The 22,678-nt window shown below is 38.2% G+C and carries 20 protein-coding genes; 8 read left to right on the top strand and 12 right to left on the bottom strand.

What is annotated here, in order from left to right:
• The first annotated feature begins 7 nt into the window (after nucleotides 1-7).
• The 5 genes from B4Z47_RS15200 (at nucleotide 8) to B4Z47_RS15180 (ending at nucleotide 5,609) form a co-directional block, all read left to right on the top strand.
• The gene (locus B4Z47_RS15200) at nucleotides 8-328 is read left to right on the top strand and encodes a TonB-dependent receptor plug domain-containing protein (protein WP_286727496.1); all 321 of its coding nucleotides are present in this window, start codon (nucleotides 8-10) and stop codon (nucleotides 326-328) included.
• Between the two features lie 7 nt (nucleotides 329-335).
• Nucleotides 336-614 (top strand): transposase, encoded by a 279-nt coding sequence (locus B4Z47_RS15195; protein WP_145331133.1) that lies wholly within the window; start codon nucleotides 336-338, stop codon nucleotides 612-614.
• 23 nt (nucleotides 615-637) lie between these two features.
• On the top strand, nucleotides 638-1,453 hold the full coding sequence (locus B4Z47_RS15190) for an IS3 family transposase (RefSeq protein WP_286727493.1): 816 nt from the start codon (nucleotides 638-640) through the stop codon (nucleotides 1,451-1,453).
• A gap of 122 nt (nucleotides 1,454-1,575) precedes the next feature.
• Nucleotides 1,576-3,915: a SusC/RagA family TonB-linked outer membrane protein gene (locus B4Z47_RS15185; protein ID WP_349676662.1), complete on the top strand. Its 2,340-nt coding sequence runs from the start codon at nucleotides 1,576-1,578 to the stop codon at nucleotides 3,913-3,915.
• 11 nt (nucleotides 3,916-3,926) lie between these two features.
• A complete protein-coding gene (locus B4Z47_RS15180) occupies nucleotides 3,927-5,609 on the top strand; it encodes a RagB/SusD family nutrient uptake outer membrane protein (protein ID WP_286727492.1) in 1,683 nt (560 codons plus the stop codon).
• A 578-nt stretch (nucleotides 5,610-6,187) separates the two neighbouring features.
• Here B4Z47_RS15180 and B4Z47_RS24740 read toward each other — a convergent pair.
• On the bottom strand, nucleotides 6,188-7,054 hold the full coding sequence (locus B4Z47_RS24740; protein WP_376782401.1) for an acyltransferase family protein: 867 nt from the start codon (nucleotides 7,052-7,054) through the stop codon (nucleotides 6,188-6,190).
• Nucleotides 7,055-7,089: 35 nt separating this feature from the next.
• Nucleotides 7,090-7,245, bottom strand: a complete 156-nt coding sequence (locus B4Z47_RS15175; RefSeq protein ID WP_286727491.1) for a hypothetical protein — start codon at nucleotides 7,243-7,245, stop codon at nucleotides 7,090-7,092.
• Between the two features lie 392 nt (nucleotides 7,246-7,637).
• Here B4Z47_RS15175 and B4Z47_RS15170 point away from each other — a divergent pair, with 392 nt between their 5' ends.
• Nucleotides 7,638-8,147, top strand: a complete 510-nt coding sequence (locus tag B4Z47_RS15170; RefSeq protein WP_286727490.1) for a nucleotidyltransferase family protein — start codon at nucleotides 7,638-7,640, stop codon at nucleotides 8,145-8,147.
• Here B4Z47_RS15170 and B4Z47_RS15165 read toward each other — a convergent pair.
• The 6 genes from B4Z47_RS15165 to B4Z47_RS15140 all read right to left on the bottom strand — a co-directional run bounded on the left by B4Z47_RS15165 (nucleotide 8,131) and on the right by B4Z47_RS15140 (nucleotide 16,900).
• Complete coding sequence (locus B4Z47_RS15165) at nucleotides 8,131-10,494, bottom strand: hypothetical protein (RefSeq protein WP_286727489.1); 2,364 nt, start codon at nucleotides 10,492-10,494, stop codon at nucleotides 8,131-8,133. The two genes, B4Z47_RS15170 and B4Z47_RS15165, sit on opposite strands and share 17 nt — an antisense overlap.
• Nucleotides 10,495-10,654: 160 nt before the next feature.
• Nucleotides 10,655-11,623 (bottom strand): gliding motility protein GldN, encoded by a 969-nt coding sequence (gene gldN / locus B4Z47_RS15160; RefSeq protein WP_286727488.1) that lies wholly within the window; start codon nucleotides 11,621-11,623, stop codon nucleotides 10,655-10,657.
• Nucleotides 11,624-11,655: 32 nt separating this feature from the next.
• The gene (locus tag B4Z47_RS15155) at nucleotides 11,656-12,954 is read right to left on the bottom strand and encodes an SUMF1/EgtB/PvdO family nonheme iron enzyme (RefSeq protein WP_286727487.1); all 1,299 of its coding nucleotides are present in this window, start codon (nucleotides 12,952-12,954) and stop codon (nucleotides 11,656-11,658) included.
• Between the two features lie 26 nt (nucleotides 12,955-12,980).
• A complete protein-coding gene (locus B4Z47_RS15150) occupies nucleotides 12,981-13,673 on the bottom strand; it encodes an outer membrane beta-barrel protein (protein WP_286727485.1) in 693 nt (230 codons plus the stop codon).
• Nucleotides 13,674-13,799: 126 nt separating this feature from the next.
• A complete protein-coding gene (locus B4Z47_RS15145; protein ID WP_286727483.1) occupies nucleotides 13,800-16,196 on the bottom strand; it encodes a GumC family protein in 2,397 nt (798 codons plus the stop codon).
• Between the two features lie 8 nt (nucleotides 16,197-16,204).
• Nucleotides 16,205-16,900, bottom strand: coding sequence for a polysaccharide biosynthesis/export family protein (locus B4Z47_RS15140; RefSeq protein WP_286727482.1), 696 nt, complete (start codon nucleotides 16,898-16,900; stop codon nucleotides 16,205-16,207).
• 374 nt (nucleotides 16,901-17,274) lie between these two features.
• Here B4Z47_RS15140 and B4Z47_RS15135 point away from each other — a divergent pair, with 374 nt between their 5' ends.
• Both B4Z47_RS15135 and B4Z47_RS15130 read left to right on the top strand, forming a co-directional pair.
• Nucleotides 17,275-17,505 (top strand): hypothetical protein, encoded by a 231-nt coding sequence (locus B4Z47_RS15135; protein WP_286727480.1) that lies wholly within the window; start codon nucleotides 17,275-17,277, stop codon nucleotides 17,503-17,505.
• Nucleotides 17,506-17,526: 21 nt separating this feature from the next.
• Nucleotides 17,527-18,354, top strand: coding sequence for a nucleotidyltransferase family protein (locus B4Z47_RS15130; protein ID WP_286727478.1), 828 nt, complete (start codon nucleotides 17,527-17,529; stop codon nucleotides 18,352-18,354).
• Here the strand turns inward: B4Z47_RS15130 and B4Z47_RS15125 are convergent.
• The 4 genes from B4Z47_RS15125 to B4Z47_RS15110 are packed head-to-tail and all read right to left on the bottom strand — an operon-like array spanning nucleotide 18,326 to nucleotide 22,569.
• Nucleotides 18,326-18,769, bottom strand: a complete 444-nt coding sequence (locus B4Z47_RS15125) for a hypothetical protein (RefSeq protein ID WP_286727476.1) — start codon at nucleotides 18,767-18,769, stop codon at nucleotides 18,326-18,328. The genes B4Z47_RS15130 and B4Z47_RS15125 overlap by 29 nt on opposite strands.
• A 4-nt stretch (nucleotides 18,770-18,773) precedes the next feature.
• Nucleotides 18,774-19,733: an MraY family glycosyltransferase gene (locus B4Z47_RS15120; RefSeq protein ID WP_286727474.1), complete on the bottom strand. Its 960-nt coding sequence runs from the start codon at nucleotides 19,731-19,733 to the stop codon at nucleotides 18,774-18,776.
• A gap of 31 nt (nucleotides 19,734-19,764) precedes the next feature.
• On the bottom strand, nucleotides 19,765-21,687 hold the full coding sequence (locus B4Z47_RS15115) for a polysaccharide biosynthesis protein (RefSeq protein ID WP_286727473.1): 1,923 nt from the start codon (nucleotides 21,685-21,687) through the stop codon (nucleotides 19,765-19,767).
• 27 nt (nucleotides 21,688-21,714) lie between these two features.
• A complete protein-coding gene (locus B4Z47_RS15110; RefSeq protein ID WP_286727512.1) occupies nucleotides 21,715-22,569 on the bottom strand; it encodes an aldose 1-epimerase family protein in 855 nt (284 codons plus the stop codon).
• Nucleotides 22,570-22,678 lie beyond the last annotated feature (109 nt).

The following is a 22,678-nucleotide window of genomic DNA, read 5'->3' as shown; positions in this document are numbered from 1 at the left end:
GATATCGGTGTTTAATTACGTTGGCAATTGGCAGTCCATCCTTTGCCATCCTTCGTATACGCAATGGTTAATTTGCCGGCGTCGATACGAATATAAATTCCTACAGAAAGTACCGGGACTGAGTGTCATATCCACCAATGGAACCGACCCTAATGCGGGTATCTCCCTGCAATTACGCGGCGTCAATTCAGTAAACGCATCACAGGGTCCCCTCGTGGTTATTGACGGCGTTCCCGGTGGCGACATCAACTCCGTAGCGAAAGAAGTTTATGCTGCTCCCCTAAAACTAGACATAAATTTAAGGTATGAAATAAATAGATTAAATTAGCAATATTATGTCACGTACACGGAGAACATTTAGTAAAGATTTTAAGAGCAGAGTTGTATTGGAGTCACTCAGAGAGAAGGATACGATAGAGGTTTTAGCGAAGAAATATGAGTTGTTGCCGACTCAGATTTCGGCATGGAAAGCAGAAGCCATCCGGAATATGAGCAAAGTTTTTTCAAAGGATACAGGAGATTCCAAAGATAGCAATATACCGACGGAAAAGCTCTTTGCTCGTATTGGAGAATTAAGCCTAGAAAACGAATTTCTAAAAAAAAAGCTTTACTAATTCCTTTATCGGAGCGTTTGACTATGGTCAGCAAAAAAGATGTATTAAGCTTTAGCAAGCAGTGCAATGCGCTTGGATTGAACCGTAGCACGCTTTATTATAGGAAAAAAGACAAATCAGAGCAGGATAAGGCTATAGAGTTGTTCATGCAGGAGCAATATGTCAGGACGCCATTTTATGGTTACCGAAAGCTTACGGTACTTTTACGGGAGGCGGGTTTTCAGATCAATTCAAAACGTGTTAGGAGACTGATGAAAGTAATCAACTGGCGTACGATTTACCGCGAACCAAGCACCACCGTTGTAAACAAGGCGCATAAAAAATATCCTTATTTATTGAAGGGGCTGGAAATCGATAGAAAAAATCAAGTCTGGGCAACCGATATTACGTATATACCTATGAAAAAGGGGTTTATGTATCTATCGGCGATCATTGACCTGAAGACGAGATATGTCTTAAATTGGGATATCAGCAATACAATGAGTGCGGAATGGTGTACAGATCTATTGAAAGACACCTTGCATATGCATGGTAAACCGGAGATATTCAATACCGATCAAGGTAGTCAATACACGAGTGACCTGCACACCAAAGAACTGTTAGATAACGATATATCTATCAGTATGGATGGAAAAGGCAGGGCCTTGGATAATATTTTTGTTGAAAGATTATGGCGGTCTGTAAAATATGAAAACGTATATTTACAGGCCTACGATAGTCCAAGGTCTCTCCGTGCTGGGTTACGGTCTTACTTTGAATTCTACAATCAGGAACGCTTCCATCAGGGAATAAACTATAATACTCCGCAAAGCATGTATTTGCAAGCGGATGCGGCATAAAAATAGAATAACTTTTTTAGGCTTTCAAGAGCCAAAAAGTTATTTCCATTTTCAGCCCTAAAACAGAAAATACTATATAAAAATTAGAAATTTCTGTCTAAACAAACGGGCGCAGCTTAGATATCGAATCCATTAACGTACTACGGGACGCCTCTGCTGCTGCGATTTACGGAACACGGGCCTCCGGCGGTGTGATCCTGATCACGACAAAACGACCACAGGTCGGAAAAGCACAGGTAAATTTTACCTCCGAATACTTTGTCGAATCGATCCGAAAACGGCCCAAGGTCCTATCGGCAGAGAAATTTGTGGAATATGGCCTCGGTGAAGACCTTGGACATCGCACCGATTGGTATGATGAGGTTACCAACAATAATCCATTCAGCCATCGACAGGTCGCAAACATCAGCGGCGGTTCAGAAAATGCCAATGTCTATACCACCTTTACCAAACGCGACGCCAAAGGAATGGCGATCACCTCCAAGCGGGATGAAATCGGCGGACGGATCAACAGTGCCTTCAAATTTTTCGACGGCTTTGCGGAGTTGAATACCAATGTAAGCTACAACCAAGTGAAAGCGTATGGCTCCAATGGCGACATCTTCAACAACAATGATATTTTTAATATGGCCCTGGTGATGAATCCTACGGAAACGCCTTACGATGCCAATGATGTCAGCGGATATAATGTACTGGAAGGTGGTTATGATACCTGGAATCCTGTGGCTGAAGCCCGCCTGCGCAGCGATGAAAAGCAATTCAAATACTTGTTGGCCAATGCAACCTTAAAGTTAAACCTTACGGAACATCTGACCACAAGCGCAACCATCGGGATAAAGAACAACAGCGAACATGGAAACTATTACCGATCGGCACAGCATCGCATTTCGCGGGAGAATAATGTGCATGGATTTGCCAAGCAATATTATAGCCGGTTCAATGACCGCGTCTTTGAATGGACCACCAACTATACAAACCGTTGGGACTCTCATTCCCTGAATGCTGTGGCAGGTTATAGTTACCAGGATTTTAATGGACAAGGATTTTCGGCCGAAAACTCTAATTTCCCTGTTGATGGTATTGGCGAAAACGATATGGGTACAGGAACTTATTTACCTGACGGACGTGCAGGCATTGGCTCCTGGAAAAACCCCTGGGTCAAGCTTGCTGCTTTTTTCGGACGTGTCAACTACTCGTATCTGGACCGCTATATCCTGACCGCAACGGCACGTTATGAAGGCTCCAGCAAATTTGCGCCTAAAAACAGATGGGGATTCTTTCCGGGACTGTCCGCAGGCTGGCGTGTTTCCCAGGAACCCTTCCTACGGGATGTCAAATTTATCAATGACTTAAAATTACGCGCAGGCTATGGAGAAACCGGCAATGAAGGCTTTGATGCAAAAGTTGCCACGCGGATGTACAGTGCCGACACCTGGTTTTTGCAAGATGGGAAATGGTTTAGGACTTATGGCGTTATGCACAACCAAAATCCAAATATCAAATGGGAGGTCAAAAAAGAATACAACCTTGGTTTAGATTTCACCGTACTGAACAACCGTTTAAACGGTCGCTTTGATATTTACAAACGCAAGATCGACGATCTGATTTACGACATCAGCGTTTCCCAACCACCGGCGATCCACGATAAAACCACCATGAATGTGGGTAGCATGCAAAATACGGGATATGAATTTGAACTGAACTTTAAAGCCGTAGACAATGATCATTTCAGCTATACCACCAGCATTGTCGCCTCGCATAACAAAAGTAGGCTCAATACCTTATGGGGCAGTCAGACCTTTACCGACCGGAAAGACTTCCCGGCACCAGGTTCGCCGGGTTCGGCGGTCAGGTTGTACCCAGGGCAGGATATTGGCCAGTTTTTCCTCTGGAAATTTGCCGGATTTACAGATGACGGCTATTGGAAGCTTTATGACAAGGATGGAAATGCCTTTGATGTGCGCGACCGCAACAAGACCGTGGGCGACAAGTCTTTTGTCGGCAATGCGATCCCGACCTTACAACTCTCCTGGAACAACCAATTTACCTATAAAAACTGGGATGCAAGTATCTATATGCGTAGCTGGATCGGACACGATGTATTCAATATGATCAATATGTACTACAGCCTACCCAATGTGAAAGGACAGAATGTATTGGAAGAAGCTTATGACAAGCACAAAAATATCAAGGGAGAAAAAGAGCTGAGTGATTACTGGTTGGAAAAAGGCACTTTTCTGAAGGTTGACGCGCTGAACATCGGTTATCGTTTTAACCAGAATTGGATCAAACCACTAAAATCAATGCGTATCTATGCCACTGCACGCGACCTTTTTGTGTTTACAAACTACAGTGGCCTGGATCCCGAAGTCAATATCAATGGCCTCGAACCGGGATTTGAGGAGCGCAATGTCTATCCAAAGACCAGGACTTTTATGATGGGGTTACAAGTAAACTTTTAAAGCGATTAAACATGAAGAAATACATTTCCATAGCAACATTATCCGTAGCATTATTGCTATCAGGATGTACCAAATTGGATCAGGAATTTTATAGTTCGGTCACACCGGACACCTTTTTCAAAAGCGAGAAAGACATCAAGGCGGCCTTGTTTAGACCATTTACCCATGCCAAATGGTATATGGGCGAAGACCGCTGGCGCCTACAGGAATATACGGCAGACAACTTTGCCATTACCACCAAGGGACGCCACTGGTATAATGGTGGCGAGAATGAGCGCTATCATTATCACCGTTGGACGGCGGATGACAATTGGATTTGGGGAAGCTGGCGCGGAACGCTGATGGGGGTTGCCCTCGCACTGGATACAAAAAGTGACCTCAGCAAATTGGACTACGGCAAATTTGCCCTGAGCGACGAGCGGAAAGCAGCAGATCTCGCACAATTAGATGCCTTGATCGCCTACTTTTATCTACGTGGATTAGATTATTTTGGCGGTATGCCTATTTTCGAATCCTTAGATCAAGAGTCTCTACCACGCAATAGCGATCAGGAACTTTTTGCCCATATCGAAAAGCTACTTAAAGCTGCTATTGAAAATCTTCCGGCAAAGAAGGCCGGGGACAAGGAAGAAGGCGCGATCCGAAAAGCTGCAGCAGCAGCCATGCTAGCACAGCTCTACTTCAATGCAGAGGCCTATATCGGTAAAGCGATGTATGCTGAAAGCCAAAAATTGGCACAGGACATTGTCAATAAGGTTTATGGTGATTATGCCCTAGACACAAAATGGAACGGAGTACATGGGTTTAAAAACAATGAATCGCCCGAGATTATTTGGTCTATGCCATCAGAATTCAAGATGCTGGAGTACAACTGGTTTTATGCCGACTTCTATCATTACAACACGAAACAGTTCTTTGCACAGGACATGGGCGGCAACAATGGAGCCCACCTGACGCCGTCGAAGAAACCCAACGGCTCACTTTATACCGCTGACTTCAAATTAGGTTCACCCTTTGAAACCTTCGACCAAGGCGATTTGCGCAAAGCACCCTACGTTTACCGTGGCTCGGACCAATATGAGGGCATGTTTATTGTTGGTCCCCATAAAACACCGAGCGACGAAGCTATTCTTGGCGGTGAGGAATATAAGGACAAGCCCCTGAACTTTGTCGACCAGGTCGGTCGCTTTTCAGAAGTTGGGCCAGGAAAAAAATACAGTTCCATCGACCAGCTGCCCTCCAAAATGTCCGAAGGCGAGGAAAACACAAGTGTACGTCTTGTGAAGGTTCCGATCCCAAATCCCGCCAACAATACGTTACGCTGGGGAGCCGATATGCCGATTATCCGGTTGGCAGAGGTTTACTATATGCTTGCCGAATGTGATTACAGATTAGGAAATAAGGAAAAGGCGGCAGAACTATTCAATACCGTCCGAAAGCGAAACTTTACCAATGCTGCCGATCCTAATCCCGTGACTAGCGCCAATATGGACAAGTACCGTATTTTGGATGAATGGAGTATTGAGTTTTTAGGGGAAGGTCGACGACGTACGGATCTGATCCGGTGGAAAGCTTTCACGACAGAAAAGTGGTGGGATCATAATCCAAGTACTTCCACGCATTTGAATCGTTTTCCAGTACCTAATCAGGCCATTGCTGGTAACAGCAGCCTGGCACAGAATCCAGGTTACTAAGGTTATCTTTGTAGGCAGAGAGCTTGTTAACAGTCAACTATTGAGATACAACAGAAGCCAACCTGTTTTAGTAACAGGCTGGCTTTTATTTGCGATCTTTACCTGTTTTTATATTAGTATATCTTAGCAAATGAAACTGCCCTCCGAAGCTATTCTTCAACATGCGTTCTTGGTCCAGCTCCATGAAAATCACACGATACGACTGTTTTTTTAGTTCAGGTCCATCTAATATAAATAGATAGAACTGTAAAACAAGAACAATTTTTTAGGCATAAGGCTCGTGCATAATGATATCAGTTGATTTTCCATATGTACTAGTCGCAAATGTCCAGTAGCTGTACTAGTGTTCGTGAATTTCAGAACAAGATCATTATAAAAAGTCTCGGATCAATCTCATCGGACAAAGTTTTATTTTCTTACGTGAATACAAAAATAGAACTACTGCCAATATTAAAAATGCGATAAGATCTAAAGACAAGTTTCCTATTTTCATATCACAAATCATCAGGTCAAATATAGAAAGTGTCAGCCATAGGGGTAAGACTGATCAGAACAGTTCTCTAACTCGTAAAAAACAGTTAAATTTTATTTGAACAACTTATTAAATATCTATTTGCTATTTTAACACATTTTGTTTCAAAAAACCGATAACTCAAATAGCTAATCACAATGGATAATATTGCCGAAAGTGATATAAAGGAATACAGAGGCAATGAGATATGAAAGATATCTAATGATTTTTTGAAAAGCGAGTATATTATAGGATGAAATAAGTATATTCCATAGCTTATCTCTCCTAAAAAAAGGAGTGGCCTATGGAAAAATAGATTTGTATTCGCTTTTATCAGATATATACTTGCGACAATAAGCCAACACGCTATAAAAAACACATATCTATTTCCTTTTATTACGAGAAGAGCATCATTTGCCCCTGTAGGATAACAGATGAAAACAAGCATTGAAACGATTAACACCGTCCATAAACTGGCTTTAGAAATACTTTTATTCATTGAAAACAACCTACCTATTGCGATACCAGAATAAAAGTAGATTAATTGATTCAGTGGATTAACATAATTGCGCCAAAATATGGTGTCTTGCTTCATCGAATCTGGCAAAACATAAAAAGAAAAGTATAGGCTTATGAATAAAATAACGGCGCCGATATACCAGAATAACATATTTTTCTTCCTAGCCGCAATTAACAGAAAAGGAAAAAAAGCGTAAAAAACCAACTCGTTGCCGATTGACCATGCACCAGTAGCAAAATAGGTATCCCATTTAAAAAAACCAAACAAGCCTGACAAATTCAAAAAGATATCAAAATAATTTGGCGTATTACTGCTGAATATGATTGATTTCAAAGAAACCAACCAGAGTAAAGGTAATATTCGAGCAGCGCGCTTAATAAAGAATGCTTTAAGCCCATTTTTTTCGAGTGTCAATGTTTCCTTATATACATAAAATAACGTTAATCCACTTAATATATAAAGATTGTCACCCCGTAATAGCCCATTCTTCTAATAAACGATTCACCATCGAATTCGAGACCTTCAAAAATAAGATAGTGATAAATTAGAATAAGCATTGCTGCTCCCCCTCTCAGATAGTCTAACGTATAAACTCGTTGTTTCATAAAATAGTTAATTCATGGCAAATGTAATAATATTCTTAGAAAAGAATAATAGAGACGGCTAAAACATTTCACCATTCGATTAAGGAAATTTGGAAAATCTCTACTTATTAACCCGTGACAACAGTAACAAATAGAAATATTAAATTCTAACACGGTAAATCCAGGCAGCTTAACTCCGTCGTGCTGACCAAATAGTAAATTTTTCACTGCTTTTTCAAGCTCAAACTATAAAATTATATACTTATATTTGAGTTCAATTTAAGTATATTTTGAACATGCAGAAGGTTGGGAGATTCGTTTTCTGACCTTTTTTTATTCTCAAACTTGTGAAAATAGATCGGGGCTAAAATCATTAATTAGTATATTTAAAGACTATATTAAAACATATACAAATGAACCATCAACTTCGAAATATTTTTTTTCAATTGTTACGTATAGGTCTTTGGGGAAGAGGTCAGCTTTCGGAAGAGCCTATAACAGCAGAAGATTGGAATATAATCCGAAAGTATGCGATTAACAATACTGTTGAAGGAATTATTTATGATAGTTTTCCTTTTTTGGAAGAGGACCAACTACCACCGCAAGCAGTGCGATTGAAGTGGGCTGTACGGATGGATCAAATCGAGCGACATAACGAAAAGATGAATCAGGTGATTGCAGAACAATTTGTTCTTTTCAGCGATAACGGCATTCAACCTATATTACAAAAGGGACAAGGAGTAGCTTCTTATTATAGGATTCCAAATCATCGTATAAGCGGTGATATAGATTGGTGCTTCGAAGGCGATGGTTGTAAAAAAGCACGCAATTTTTCAAAGAATAACTATATCTTGTTAGCACTTCATGCATATCTAAAATCATTAGCTATGAAAAGCCTTTTTATGGCTATTCTCCTATTCTAGTGTTTTCAATTTCCATTACTATTTTACTGCGTCCTTTGAAATCGAACTTTCCCTGCTGTGGTAAAAGATAGAGTTTTGTAATTTTAGATACTTTAATATTATTCAAAACACGTGTAGAGTTTTGAGATATATCAATATTATCCAAGAGAACATTTACTCCAGAAATATCAGTACAAATCTTCATATTTGAAAGTCCTCTACTTCTTCCATACGGCGCTACATTAATAACGGAAATTTTCCTAATCGAAGAACCTGTGGGCAAAGAAAGTGGAATTGGTAATGACAATGAACCATCTGTAGAATTTATAATATTAGTAATAGTAAAAGTTGAATTAATATTACTTCCTCGTTGCTTGTAAGTAATGTTATTACTTACATCAATTAAGTCAACCTCGTTTGTATTGTTAATGTTCTTATTTGAATTAACTAAAATTCGCATTTGATTACCTATAAAATCATCAGACAACTTCCTCCATCCCTTAACACTCACATCATATCTGTTATTAAACGATGTTTCTCTAGTATTGTTATCAGTGGCCACTATGCCTATATATTTTTTCTTAGATGAAAAAGCAGCTATATTTACGTTGGCTTGATAATAGTTATTACTGCCTCTAAGACCTATAAATCCCTGTTGGTCGCCCGAGTAGTCATTTACATAAACGTTTATATTCTTTAAAACATTTTTGTCTGCTTTTCCTATGATTGAAATTGGCCATACATATGAAATGGGTGAGACATCTTTTACAGTGACATTTTCTATTAAATTATTTTTAAAAGAGGAGGTGACAATATCCCTTATTGCAACAAAACCAAAAGATGGATCGAAAATACTTGAATTATATTCCGCATATATATTCCTATAAATACTGTTTGTACTATTACCAACATCAAAAACCCCATCTCTACGAAATGATTTGTAGTTATCAATTAATCCATTGTTAACTCCAGCCAACTTCAGAGAATTACAATGCCCCCCCGCATAAGCTTTTACATCTTTATTACCAACATACACACCTGCATCATGAACATTTGTTATTTTTAAGCTATCTTGCGAAAAAACACCAATTTCGTTCAAATAAAATAAATGCGGTGGCGGCATCCACCTATCACCTTTACCGTTCACAATAGAACCACCATAATTATCGCCATTAGCCCCTTGAACATTAGAATATCTAACAGATTTGACATTGTTAGCTCGAAAATTAGCACATTGGCCTTGAACCCCCATTATCGTACCATCCAATTTCACATTCTCCAAAGTTACATTAGAGGATTCTTGAAGATAGTTCTTTATCATTTTATTATTCACGTCTTCAAAGCCATCCTTAGTAAATTCCGGTTGAAGCTTCATTACCCATACAATAAAACGATCTGCCGATACACCAGAGGAATATATATTAACATTTTCAAATTTTATATTCTTACTTCCCCTTATATTAAACATCGCCATATACGCTACTGGTCCTTGCCAATAAGGATCTATATTAATCTTAGCCCATTGATTACGGTTCTTTTTAAGCCATGTTTTTACTTGTCGTTGATTTATACCATTAAACAAAGTGCCACTTTCTGCAGCATCATATTTCCCGTCATATCTAAAATCAATATTTTTGAAAACAATATTCTTTGAAAGAGCAATTACAAAGGCCGGTGATATGGTATGATTTAATATGATGCAACTCCCATTTTCACTTTTAAGAAATGTATTGCTATCAATAAAAATCATCCCGCTTCCATCCTTTTTGTTAACATCTAAAAAGCAATCTTTACTAATGTTAACAAAAATTTTATGTTCTGAAGCATATTTAATAGCTTTTCTGAAAATTTCTATATTATCTCCTTTTCTTTCGCCAAAGTAAGAGAGATCAACCTCATTTATAAAATTATGTTCCAATTTAATCTGTCCTACGCTAAAAATACTACCGCCATCGTCAAGATTGGTAGTGCTTGACAAATGATACTCTATTGGCTTTGGTGTATCTCCCTGAATATAATATCCTAAAAGTCGTATACCTTTAAATATACCTTCCCGAATAAGCGACTGATTCTTAGGGCTCATATTTCGTAATTCCTTAACTGTCCTTACTTCCAGATAAGAACCCATGACTTGGGACTCGTCAAGAACGAGTCTATCTGATGTCACATAACTCGAAAAATGGTTAGACTCTTCTGTCTTCAGATAATTCCAACTAGATAAAAAAGAAAAGTTCTCCTCTGGATTAGAAGTTACACTATTTTTCAATTTATAAGAGGAATGAAAAGTATCGTTCCGTAAAAAAAAAATAGATTGTTTACTTGTAATACCAAGCATTAAAACTGAAAGAATTTTTGAAATTAGATTCATTTTCAATACAAAAATTGATAATATTTAGTAAACATTATATTAAAAAAATTTAATGAGTATCAGCTAAATTACGAAATCCTCGAAATCCTCGAAATTGCCACCTACTTTAATCAATAAACAGCTTCGAGTAAAAGAAATACATGTCCAAACAAGCAGGGCATCATTTAAGATTCGATATATTACCGTCTAGTTCTTCAGCCTTTACCCCTTTTGGATTACTCCAAAGTTTCTTCTTATATGCATCCAATTTCTCTTCCACTTTATTTCCGTCTAACTGTTGCCCTCCGTTCTCAGTTTCTTTGAGATTCTGCAACATACCTGGAGAAGATTCTCGCACGATGGTACTTGCAAATTTATTCTGTACAAAGAAATCATCCATTGTCATATCATAAAGCCCCTTATCCGGGTCAGAAATATCAACCTGAATTAAGCTATAACGCAATTGAGGGAAATATAGCCAAAATGCCGGCGTAGCGCCAACAGATTCTGCCAATTCAGCAGATGTAGTAATGTTCATTAAGGGCGCTACTCCAATTATGCGTGTTTCCAGTCGGCTTCGTTGTTTATCAAAAAAGATATCCTCTTTAATTCTAAACTTAGTCACACGCGCAGGATCAAATTCATTAAGTGCCATTTTCGAGTCAATCTGATTTCCTTCGCCATCAAAAATTGGCACTAATACGCTATCGGCAAATCGAGCCATACCCTCCTGAGCACTCAGCCTTCCCTTGAATGAATCATCATCAGGACTATACAATGACAATTTTCCTTTTTCGATTGCCTTCATCACCACCTCAATCAGCGAATTACCCGGGATAGCAAGAATGTTATTCTTCTCATCTTTTAAATCAATATCCCTCCATACTCTTTTATAAAACCGAATATTCTTTTTATTTACCTCAGGGTAGGCAAAGGGAACTGCATCCTCCATATTGTTTGCCTGATAGAATCCGTCAGTTAGCGGAATTGTATCCTGAATCACTTCTCCTGATGTAATAGAAGAAGCCGAATTGGTATTATTTAGAATATGCTGATTCTTAGGTACTGTATCTATTCTTGTCTCTTTCTGCGCAAACAATGACCCAACTCCAAAAGTCATTGCCACTATCAATACTATTTTTATTTTCATCGTTATCGATTTTTGGGTTATACAACAGCGAATTAATATTTACGTGTTTTACTTTGTACCGTCGGCATCTCAAATGCCGACATGACGCAGCGGAAGCCAATATAGGAATGTGGTTCGTAGTCAACCGAATAATTTCTTGTTTCACTATTCAGCTGTTCACCATTATCCTTCCATGAACCTCCGCGCACAACCTTACGCTTCAAGGCATCACCATCCCTCGCGTCTGCATCATAAAGCAAAGCCGGATTTAAGTCATTGACAAAAACGACTGCTGAGGGACTATAGGCATCTAGTGTCCACTCAGACACATTCCCCGCCATATTATAAACCCCAAAAGCATTTGGCATATACGATTTTACGGGTAGGGTAAAAGTAGCTCCATCGCGGGAATAGGTTCCTTCTCCTTGTTTAAAGTTAACCGCCAATTTCTTTTTACCTTCTGTACCATCAATAGTCATTCTCATTCCAGCAATCGTATCCTGGGGATCTACTTTTCCTGATGCAGCATATTGCCACTGTGCCTCTGTTGGAAGGCTTAAGCTCAATTGATATCCGTTTAAATAAGAGTTTTTCAATACTGTAGCAGCCATTTCGTTAGCTCTCCAATCTGTAAATGCCCGAGCTTGCCTCCAAGTTACCCCCACCACTGGATAATAATCAAATGAGGGATGGGTGAAATAATTTGCATCTAAAGAAGCCAATTGAGCATTGGGGAAGTCTTTAGTCCAAATATCTTCGACAGGCATTACAGAGACTGTGTCGGTTACATATTTCTTTTTAACATTGCCTTTAGACTGAAGATAGGAGAAACGATATTTGATCATTTCTGGATTGAGAGAACGTCTGTTCCCGTGCATTTCGAGCATAGGTGCTATACGTTCTTGAATAGCTGGATCGTTACTTTTCCATATGGGTGATATCTTTTTGACTTTTGCCCAATTAATTCGCTTTTGCCCAACCTGTTCACCAGCAATCTCCAAGAAGTATTGTCCATCATTTAAATAATCCGTTACGGCTACGGAATCTGCAACCCAATTGACAAATTCGCGATACTGCTTATTTGTTACTTCAGCCTCATCAATAAAAAATGCGCTGACGCTTACATTTTTACCAACATTTCCACTATCTAATGATCCTTTGAACAAAATGGTACCCGAAGGAATATAAACCATTCCTGGAGGAGCCGGTAGCTTCCCCCCTCTAAACGCATTTACATTTGGTGCTTTATACATAGCGGTATTAGATTTACACGCCGTAAATCCGATCAGGATAGCTAAAGAAAAAAGCCCCATAAGGCGACTTCTATTGTATATTTTAAATATATTCATCATTTTCCTTATTTAGATATTAAACTGGCCTATTTACGATTGAATAATGCATATTTCACTCCAACAGAAATAAGACCGTACTGGTCATTATTTTTATTAATGATTCCATCAAGATTGTCGTCAAAAGTTAATGTATGTTGATAGTTGACATTAATGGCCAATTGTGGCCCATACAAAGTCCGTCCGAACGGGATATCCACACCGACGTTAACCGGCAACACAAAATGTATTCCAAATCGGTCTTCAGCCAGCCCGCCATTATTTTTTTCTATATATTTAACGTAATCGGGAGATAACTGATTAACAATACGATTTTTCATTAATCCGGCCCCAGCTCCAACATAAATATTAGAAAGGATACGCGAGAGGGCATTTGCTTCTAGGGTGTAATAACTATAATTATCTACATGTCCCATAAATTGTCCCAAACGAAGTTTACCATTGATATTTGCGGCAAAATATCGATTTTTAAAATCGCTTTCATATCCATTTCCAGCCAAAGTACCTTTTTCACCATGTAATCCAACAGAAACGAAGGGGGTGATTAGATAATCCAATTCACCGTAAAAGGCAAACTTCGATTCGACGTTGCCCAAATCAGTGAAATTAATAGTTCCCCCCGCACCAGCTCCTACACTTATAGGTCTAGAAAATTGGGCTGATACAGAAGTTGCTATCAAACATAAAAGTCCAATAACACCAAAAAATAGAAGTTTTTTCATTTGGTTGAGTGTATTAAATTAATATTAGAACGGCAGATAACAAGTAAAAGTATAAAATAAACCCCAAGCCGATCCTTCGACTTGGGGTTCAACAACAATAAGGCCAAAATATGTTAAAAACCTCGCTTATTTAATATTTAAACGATCTTTTAAATTTTGCCAAATTTTTGACAAACCTGTTTTCTTATTTCCTTTATCACCGTAGCCATAACCATAGCCATAACCGTAACCATAACCTCGCGCAAAATCCACATCATTGATTACTGCCGCAAGATTTTTCAATTTACCTTCTACATACAATTCTCGTGGCACCTGCAATAAACGTTTGTCTAAATAATTTACGCGTGACACATAGAGTGTTAAGTCGGCATTATGTGCTATTAATAATGTATCGGTCACCAAACTAACTGGCGCTGTATCGACCAAGACGTAATCGTAATGTGCACGAGCATATTTAATTACATCGTCAAAATGACCGTTCATTAATAGTTCGGCGGGGTTTGGAGCGATATAACCAGAATATACCACATCGAAATCATAATTACCCGGTTTTTTAATAATGATATTATCAACATCCATATCCGGATTGATCAAAAACTGAGTAATACCTACATTTGTATGTTGAAGATGTGATAGTCCTAAATAATCCAAGACTTTTGGGCTACGAATATCAGCACCAATTAGCAATACTTTTTTTCCAGACATGGATAAAATCTGTGCCAGATTGGTCGTCACGAAGGATTTACCTTCCCCAGAGATTGTCGACGTCACAAATACCACCTTAGAAGCATCTTTATTTTCTGCACCAAACATAAAACTCATATTGGTACGAAGAATACGAAAAGCTTCTGCCAACGAGGAACGATCATTTAAATGTACAATCGTATCTTCTGCAGAAGGGATCTCCCCTAAAACTGGGATTTTAACAATGTTTTCGACATCCTTACGTGAATGAATTTTATTATCCAATAGAAACTTTAAATAAATGATTACTAGAGGGATTAAAAACCCTAAAATTAAAGCGGCTATTAAAACCATCGATTTTTTTGGAGAAACTGGAATTTTATTTCCATAAGCTACATCGATTACTTTTAAATTATCCGGTGTCGCGGCAGCTTTTACTTCGCTTTCTTCTCTCTTCTGCAAAAGCAAGAGGTATAGAGATTCAACAATTTGTTGCTGTCTGGAAATCTTTCGAAACCCTTGTTCTTGATTTGGAATAGAACTAATACGCCCCTTTATCTCATTAGATTTTCGTTCTATATTATTTAATGCTAATCGGGTTACCCGCTGATAATTTTGTAAAGATTGTCGAATATTATTACTACTTTCCGCAATATTCTCATTTAGAGCTATAACTGTAGGATTTTCGTTGGACGCTGATTTCAATAAATCATCCCGCTCTAATACCACTTTATTATACTCAGCTATAGATGCTGCTATTGATTCATCCTGAAGGCCAATATTTGATGGAATGAGCTTGCCCTTAGGTTGATTTTTTAGATAATCATTCATATGGTCTACCAATTGCAGCTGAGTGCGATATTCCAATACCTTTTTATCATTTTCGGAGGCTGTATTAAGAAAAACACCTGCTTCCGCAGTCATATCAACCATTGAATTGGAGGATTTAAATTCTGCTGCTTCCCTATCTGAACCTGAAAGATCTTTAGAAATTAATAGTAGGCGTTTGTTAATAAAATCCGAGGTCGCACGGGTAGTCCGCATCTTATCTTCTGTTAGATCAGCATTATAAACATCAATCAAACTATTTAATACTAATTCAGCTTTCCTACTTAATGTAGAAACCATCGAGAAATTTACAATATAAGATTGCAATTCCTTATTTGGTGTTATACTAATAGAATTAAGAGTGGACATTATTGCCCAATCTTTTGGAACTATATTAACTATAAACTCCCTCTCCGAATTAACTTTATATGTGCTATTGTGACGGAATATTATTTCACTCTTTCCGATTTTTAAAACTTTATCAAAATTGGTCTCAAATTTCTTTTTTGAAGCCAAATCTTCAATACCTAGTTTACCATTTCTAAGAATACTTACTTGCATATTAACCCAAGACGTATCTATATTATTTTTAGCCTCTATTGAAAAAGGTACATCATTAACAGCAATTTCAGCAGTTCGAATTTTACCCTTGGCTGAATAGTTTATATTTAGATTCAGTCGATCAACGACCTTACGCATTAACCTTCGGGAATAAAGTACTTCAATTTGGTCTGTAACAAAAGCAGATCTTGATCCACCAAAGCCCATACTACTACTTAATTCTGCGATACCTGCTAATTCACCAGCAGCGGCACTTCGCTCATCTTTAAGCAAGATCTTTGCATTCGTAACATAAGTTCTTTCTGCATAACGCAAATAAATAAAAGCTATACTTATGGAAATAATGACGCATAGAGCAAACCATTTCCAGTAATAAGCATATTGCTCAAAGAGCTGCCTTAGATTAACTTCCTCTTGATCTTGTTTAATATTCGTTGATTGTTGTTCCATGGATAAAATTAGCGAGTCAATACAGAAATAACAGTAATTAATAAACCTGCAATAGAAATAATCACATTTGTATTACTACCTAGTTTAGAGTTGTTGATTTGAGATTTATTTGGTTCGACATAGATCACGTCATTTTGAGCTAAATAATAATATGGTGAGTTTAAAGTATTTTGCTGAGTGAGATCCAAACGATGCACAGTCTTCTGTCCATTAATTTCTCGAATCACCATAACATTTTCGCGTACACCGCGAATTGTGAGATCACCAGCTAAACCTAATGCCTCTAAAACAGTAACACGTTCGGTAGGCATAATAAAGGAACCAGGTCGAGCGACCTCTCCCAATACGGAAACCCTAAAATTATTAAAATTAATATTAACCCCGGGATCCTTAATATACTGACTCAAGTCGGCCCGAATTTTTTCAATTGCTTCAATACGGGTTAACCCAGCAACCTTTACTCTACCCAACATAGGCAGCGCAATTTCACCATTATCGTCTACAGTATACGTAGGACGCAATGCTAAATCAGTAGCTTGTGTGACATTTCCTGCAGCCATTGAACTCATTGGATTAAATGGTGTAGTAACCCTTGGATCAGCCGCAGATACAACTACTGTTAAAATATCGTTAGGCTGGATTTTTGGCACATATTGTTCATATATAGCACTAATATGTGCTGAATCAGGTTGAAAGTATACCATATTCTTCCGCGAACCGCAGGAGCTAAACATCATTAGGACTATAGCAAATAATCCAAATAGTAATCCAAACTTTGAAAATAATCGCATGCGTTGTCTGATAATAAATTGATTTATGACAAAAATATATTTTTTTCTCTAAAACCCCCTTAAAAATAACATATTAATAGGGTCAATTCTTGAGCATCCTCAGCCGAACAATATTTGTGCCTAATTTCTTATTTTCGCTATAATATTCTAAATAAACATAATCTTACCGATTGATCTAATCATAAGAGCCAAGCAAATAAGTTAAAATTTTAAATCTAAATATAGTTGTTCTGCTGCAGCTCTAATACCTTTAATCTTTATATTTGAGTTAAATTTTGACTCCATTAATGAATAAACGACTTCAGAACATATTTTTCCAATTGCTACGCCTAGGCTTATGGGGCCAGGGCCGTCTAAATATTGATCATCATTTATCCGAAGAAGACTGGCAGCAGCTCTATACAGCCGCGGTTAAGCGTACTGTTGAAGGACTGATCTTTGACAGCTTTAATTTCTTACAAGAAGATCAACTTCCGCCGCCCCCGCTACGAATGAAGTGGGCTATACGGATAGACTAGATCGAAAGAATTAATATGAAAATGAACACAGTTATCGCGGCACAATATATTTTCTTTTCAGATATTGGCCTAAGCCCTATACTTCAGAAAGGCCAAGGTGTTGCGCAATGTTATAGAAGCCCTTTACATCGCTTTTCTGGCGACATCGATTGGTACTTTGCTCATGGCGAATACGCTAAGGCACGAAACTTACTGAAAAATGAGAATATATTCATTGAAGATACCAAGTATCAGAATATTGATGTTGAACATCATAAAAAACTGTTCGACATCCGCAATCCATTCAAAGCGGGCTACCTCAAAAAATTACAAATAAAGTTTGCAGAACAATATCAATATTTACAAATTGAAAATCAATCGGTGCGTCTTCTTTCTCCCGAATTACAGTTACTACAAGTCAATGTTCACATTCTAAAGCATCTTATTTCACTCGGAATCGGACTACGTCAGTTCTGTGACTCTGCGCGTCTCTACCATACACTCTCTTCGCAGATCGACCCTGATATCCTGAAAAAGATCTATCGGGATCTAGGGATTCTCCAATGGGCACACGCCCTGCATCGTATTTTGGTGGAGCTTATCGGCCTTCCAATAATAGATGTACCGTTTCCTTATCCTAAAAACATAGAAATCGATTGGATCGTTAACGAGATATGGTACGCGGGCAATTTAGGATATCATGATGAACGGTTTGAAGGAGGGAAAACATCCTCCATTTCCATGCATCCCGACGGCGCGAATCGGCTATGGACCAACTTTAAACGTTATTTTAAATATGCCCCTATGGAAGTGTTTTTCTATCCATTGGAACAGTTGTATTCTAAAGTGATCGGGATAGACCGTGATTAATAAAATAGTCTGCAGGCCATGTATAATCGTCAACTGTTGCATGCGCTAGGGGATAATCGGCATATACCAATAATTCGCTACCTTCTTCCAATGCACGAAAAGCCGTCCCATAACCTGCAGGAACATGTGTTATTCTCATGTCTGAAGCGTGTAGGATAAGATGTTCTATCGGCAAATCTTGCGCTGGATTTTCCCAAGTATCTATTTTGACTAGGCTCAACGAAAAAGTACCTGAAAGTACATAGAACCACCGTTGTTCAATCCGATGCGCACGCCAGCCACGAATTAATTCAATATCATTATTTTTAATAATATAGAAACGCTTAACTAGGGTCATATCGAACTCATTAACAAAGCGAATCTGTCCCCTATAGTCCTGCGCAACTCCTCCCTGAATAGTTTTCACTTCAGCCATTTTTCTATCTTTTAACAAATTTGTTGATAATATAACGCCTTAATCCCAAATAGCACGTACTCAAAAAAACCAACAGCCCAATAGCGAAAAAGATCTGCTTATTGACACTCTCCGATGCTACCCTTATCACCATCAAGCCAACAACAATCTGAAGCAATCCATACGAAAAAGATATCCAGAGTTTATTTACACCAGCTTCATTTCCTAGGTATTGATACAAATGTGAACGATGGGCTTCAAAGATATTTTCACGGAGATACACGCGACGAATTATAGTCCAAACAGCATCTATTCCATATACGACCAAAAATAATATATAGATCAGGTTACCGGAATGAATAATAAGTGCTCCTAACGCGAAAAGCAGAATGAATGCAATACTTACAGAACCGACATCCCCGGCAAAACATTTTGCCTTTTGTCGGAAATTGAAAAAAGCAAATACCAATACCCCCAAAAGGATATATATCAACAAATCTTGCGCTATAAAATTCAATTTAAAATTGACCAAAAGTAATAAGATTCCAACAGCCAGGCTATAAGATGCAGTAATACCGTTAATGCCATCCATAAAATTGTATGCATTGATTACACCAACTACAACAACAAATGTAATCAGTAAATAATACCACGGCATACTGAACAGTTGCAACTGATATGTCATTAATAACACCGAAGAGAAATGAATTAACAAGCGAATCTTGTTTGAAAGCGTATAAATATCATCCAAAAAAGAGACTACGGTCATTAGCGTAAGACCCAGAAAAAAATAGGGATATTGAAAATCAGATAAGAAGAAGTAAATAAGTGCCGCAAAATAAAATATTACACCGCCACCACGCAGTGTGATTGCTGTATGGGAGGAGCGCTCATTTGGTTTGTCAATGATATTAAAATGATTAGCAACTTTAAAATAAAGAAGCTCCAGAGCAAACAGGGCAATTAATATAAAAATATAGCTCATTGTGATATATTTCTTTGATTTAGTATTAAGGTTAATTATCTAATGTTTCAAAGATTGAGTTCTGCGATTTAAACTCCGGTACAATCGCTTTCATCAAACTTACCATCTTCATTTTATCCCCATGAGGATGGCCATTTTGTACCAGCTGACAAAGCTCTTCAATTAATACGCGTTTTTTCCCAACATCTTCGTTATTCACTTTCGCAATCATAATCTTGTCATGATGCGTCTTCTCTGTATTTTCGTCACTTGCCAAAAGCTCTTCATAAATCTTTTCACCTGGTCGCAATCCAACAATATTAATATCGATATCTTGTGGATAAGACAGTCCTTTCAATCGGATCATCTGTTTGGCAAGATCCATTATCTTGACAGATTCACCCATATCAAACACATATATTTCACCTCCATTTCCCATCACACCGGCCTCTTGTACCAATTGACATGCTTCGGGAATCGTCATAAAATAGCGTGTGATATCGGGATGGGTAATGGTGATCGGCCCCCCTTTATCAATCTGCTTCTCAAATAGTGGAATAACAGATCCGTTGGAACCGAGCACATTTCCAAAACGAGTTACAATAAAACTAGTTTTGGAAAATTGATTTACTGCTGTAACAGCTATTTCAGCCACACGCTTTGTTGCACCCATTACGTTGGTAGGATTGACCGCCTTATCCGTCGACACCATAACAAATTTTTCGACTTCATATTTATCGGCCAATAAAGCAAGATTATAAGACCCAAAGACATTAGTCCATATTGCTTCATAGGGATTTGCTTCCATCAAAGGCACATGCTTGTAAGCGGCCGCATGGAAAATACGCTGCGGCCTATAAGTCATAAAAACACTTTCCATAAAGGTTTTATCACGTACATCACCGACCATAAAAATAAAGGTGTCATAACGAGGGTTATCACGCAATTCCTGTTGAATATCATACAATGCGGATTCCGCCTGGTCGAGCACAATCAATTTGCAAGGTATATGTGCAATCTGTCTCACGAGCTCTGCTCCTATTGAGCCTGCTCCACCTGTAACCAATACAACCCTATCTGTTAAAGATTGCTTAATAATTGGATTGTCGAGCTCGATTGGTTTTCGTCCGAGCAAATCAGCTATTTTCAGCGTACGAATTTGCCGGGTAGCTACGTTACCTTCCAACAATGCTGCAGAGTTTGGAATAATCTTAATTTTAATGGGTAAAAGCTCTGCCTTAGAAGAGATGCTCTTTAAGCGCTCTGGCGAAGAATTGTCGATAGCAATCACAAGTTCCTGCGCCCCACCCACTTGTTTTAATAAATCCATATTAAGATTTTCAAGCGACTGAATCCGAATACCTTGGATATAACGGCCTATTCTCTTCGGATTATCGTCGATTATGGCCACAACTTTGTACCTATTTCGGGAACCTAATTGTAATAAGTTATAGGTATTGTGGCCCATATTTCCTGCGCCGAACAAAATAACTGGGATCGCATTCTGCCTATTATTCCAAAAAAAGCTATGATATGCTGTTTTATAAAGCAGACGTACAGATGCCATAGAAATACCCGTTAAAAGCGCATGAAAAAGTAATTGAGTCTGTGAAATATAGTAACGGCTTTCCATGGGATCCGAGACTAAAACTTCCCATAAATAGGACAACAAAATTCCGATAAAAAATGCGAAGGCAATACAATTCCCTATTAATTTTAAATCTCGCAATCCTGTACGCCTAACAATACTTTTATAAGGCTTAAATATCAAAAAGACAAGCACATAAATTGACGATATGACAACCGATTCCAACAACAAAACAAACCACGAAATTGAACCACGATGTTTCATTACCAATATATAGCTCAATACAAAGTTGAACCATACAATAAGGAGATCGATTAAAAACACAAACCAGCGGGGCCCATCTTTACGTAGAAAACCTTTTAGACCATCTGTATTATCACTTTCCATATAACTAATTTCAATTCTAATTTCGTATTAAACTGTTATACTCCACTTTGCGTGCCAATCGTTATTTCCGTTTAATTTGACTAGCCCCTCTTTTTCTGAAAACAGCAAATTATGGTTCTCATGATCGGGTAGCCCCTGCCAAGGTTCCAAACAAATAAAGGAGGCACCAGGCACCGACCATATTCCAAAATAAGATAAGCCTTCATATGCAAAGATCAGTTGTCTATTAATACATGCTAAAGTAACCTGATTAGAATTTAGATTCTTAAATATCCATGCATCTTCCTTAAAAGTATCCACATTAGGATATAATCGGTGGTTTTGCAATTCAATGCGATCATAGCTGGTCGACAGTAAATTATTATTCAGATAATAACGCTCTAAAATATCGTCTGAAGGAAACTCCAGGTATGCGGTGCTATTACCAAGTTGATTATAAGAGAAATTAAAAGCGGGATGAGCACCCAAAGAAAAATGGAGGATTTCTTGACCAAGATTACAAACACAATAGCTGACTTCCAACATATTTTCCTGCAACTCATAGGTCACTATTAAAGAAAAATGAAAGGGAAAGCAGTGTTGTGTATTATCATCAGCTTCAAGCGCAAAAACGACCCTTGTTGCTGTAGTTTCCACAATATCAAAGTCAATATCCCGAGCGAAGCCATGCCTAGGCAGATGGTAGGTTTGACCGGCATGAATAAACCGTCCTTCTTTCAATGCCCCTACGATAGGAAAAAGAATTGGGCTAGACTTAGCCCAAAATTGTTCATCAGCCTGCCACATCCATTCATAATTATTACGTTTGTCAACCACAGACCGCAATTCTGCTCCTTTCTGGAATAAACCAACGCTTAGAAATCCATTCTCAATAGTGTGCATCACGACTCTAATTGTTAGCCTACAATATCTTTCATCATACGGTCAACTTTCTCTTCCAAAACAGTTTGCACATCTACATAATCTGCCGTATCCGTTAAGTTTTCTTTTA

This window comes from Sphingobacterium sp. UBA2610, from assembly GCF_002339225.1.
GTDB lineage: Bacteria > Bacteroidota > Bacteroidia > Sphingobacteriales > Sphingobacteriaceae > Sphingobacterium > Sphingobacterium multivorum.
The sequence above is the reverse complement of the archived record's forward strand: the minus strand, read 5'-3'. Positions and strand labels throughout refer to the sequence as shown.

Bases quoted from the DNA above. Each gene is read 5' to 3' on its own strand.
- B4Z47_RS15125 (WP_286727476.1), bottom strand. From the start codon at position 18,769: ATGGCTGAAGTGAAAACTATTCAGGGAGGAGTTGCGCAGGACTATAGG.
- B4Z47_RS15115 (WP_286727473.1), bottom strand. From the start codon at position 21,687: ATGGAAAGTGATAATACAGATGGTCTAAAAGGTTTTCTACGTAAAGAT.
- B4Z47_RS15175 (WP_286727491.1), bottom strand. From the start codon at position 7,245: ATGAAACAACGAGTTTATACGTTAGACTATCTGAGAGGGGGAGCAGCA.
- B4Z47_RS15195 (WP_145331133.1), top strand. From the start codon at position 336: ATGTCACGTACACGGAGAACATTTAGTAAAGATTTTAAGAGCAGAGTT.
- B4Z47_RS15170 (WP_286727490.1), top strand. From the start codon at position 7,638: ATGAACCATCAACTTCGAAATATTTTTTTTCAATTGTTACGTATAGGT.
- B4Z47_RS15130 (WP_286727478.1), top strand. From the start codon at position 17,527: ATGAACACAGTTATCGCGGCACAATATATTTTCTTTTCAGATATTGGC.
- B4Z47_RS15145 (WP_286727483.1), bottom strand. From the start codon at position 16,196: ATGGAACAACAATCAACGAATATTAAACAAGATCAAGAGGAAGTTAAT.
- B4Z47_RS15120 (WP_286727474.1), bottom strand. From the start codon at position 19,733: ATGAGCTATATTTTTATATTAATTGCCCTGTTTGCTCTGGAGCTTCTT.
- B4Z47_RS15110 (WP_286727512.1), bottom strand. From the start codon at position 22,569: ATGCACACTATTGAGAATGGATTTCTAAGCGTTGGTTTATTCCAGAAA.
- B4Z47_RS15140 (WP_286727482.1), bottom strand. From the start codon at position 16,900: ATGGTATACTTTCAACCTGATTCAGCACATATTAGTGCTATATATGAA.
- B4Z47_RS15155 (WP_286727487.1), bottom strand. From the start codon at position 12,954: ATGATGAATATATTTAAAATATACAATAGAAGTCGCCTTATGGGGCTT.
- B4Z47_RS15180 (WP_286727492.1), top strand. From the start codon at position 3,927: ATGAAGAAATACATTTCCATAGCAACATTATCCGTAGCATTATTGCTA.
- B4Z47_RS15150 (WP_286727485.1), bottom strand. From the start codon at position 13,673: ATGAAAAAACTTCTATTTTTTGGTGTTATTGGACTTTTATGTTTGATA.
- B4Z47_RS15190 (WP_286727493.1), top strand. From the start codon at position 638: ATGGTCAGCAAAAAAGATGTATTAAGCTTTAGCAAGCAGTGCAATGCG.
- gldN (WP_286727488.1), bottom strand. From the start codon at position 11,623: ATGAAAATAAAAATAGTATTGATAGTGGCAATGACTTTTGGAGTTGGG.
- B4Z47_RS15135 (WP_286727480.1), top strand. From the start codon at position 17,275: ATGAATAAACGACTTCAGAACATATTTTTCCAATTGCTACGCCTAGGC.
- B4Z47_RS15165 (WP_286727489.1), bottom strand. From the start codon at position 10,494: ATGAATCTAATTTCAAAAATTCTTTCAGTTTTAATGCTTGGTATTACA.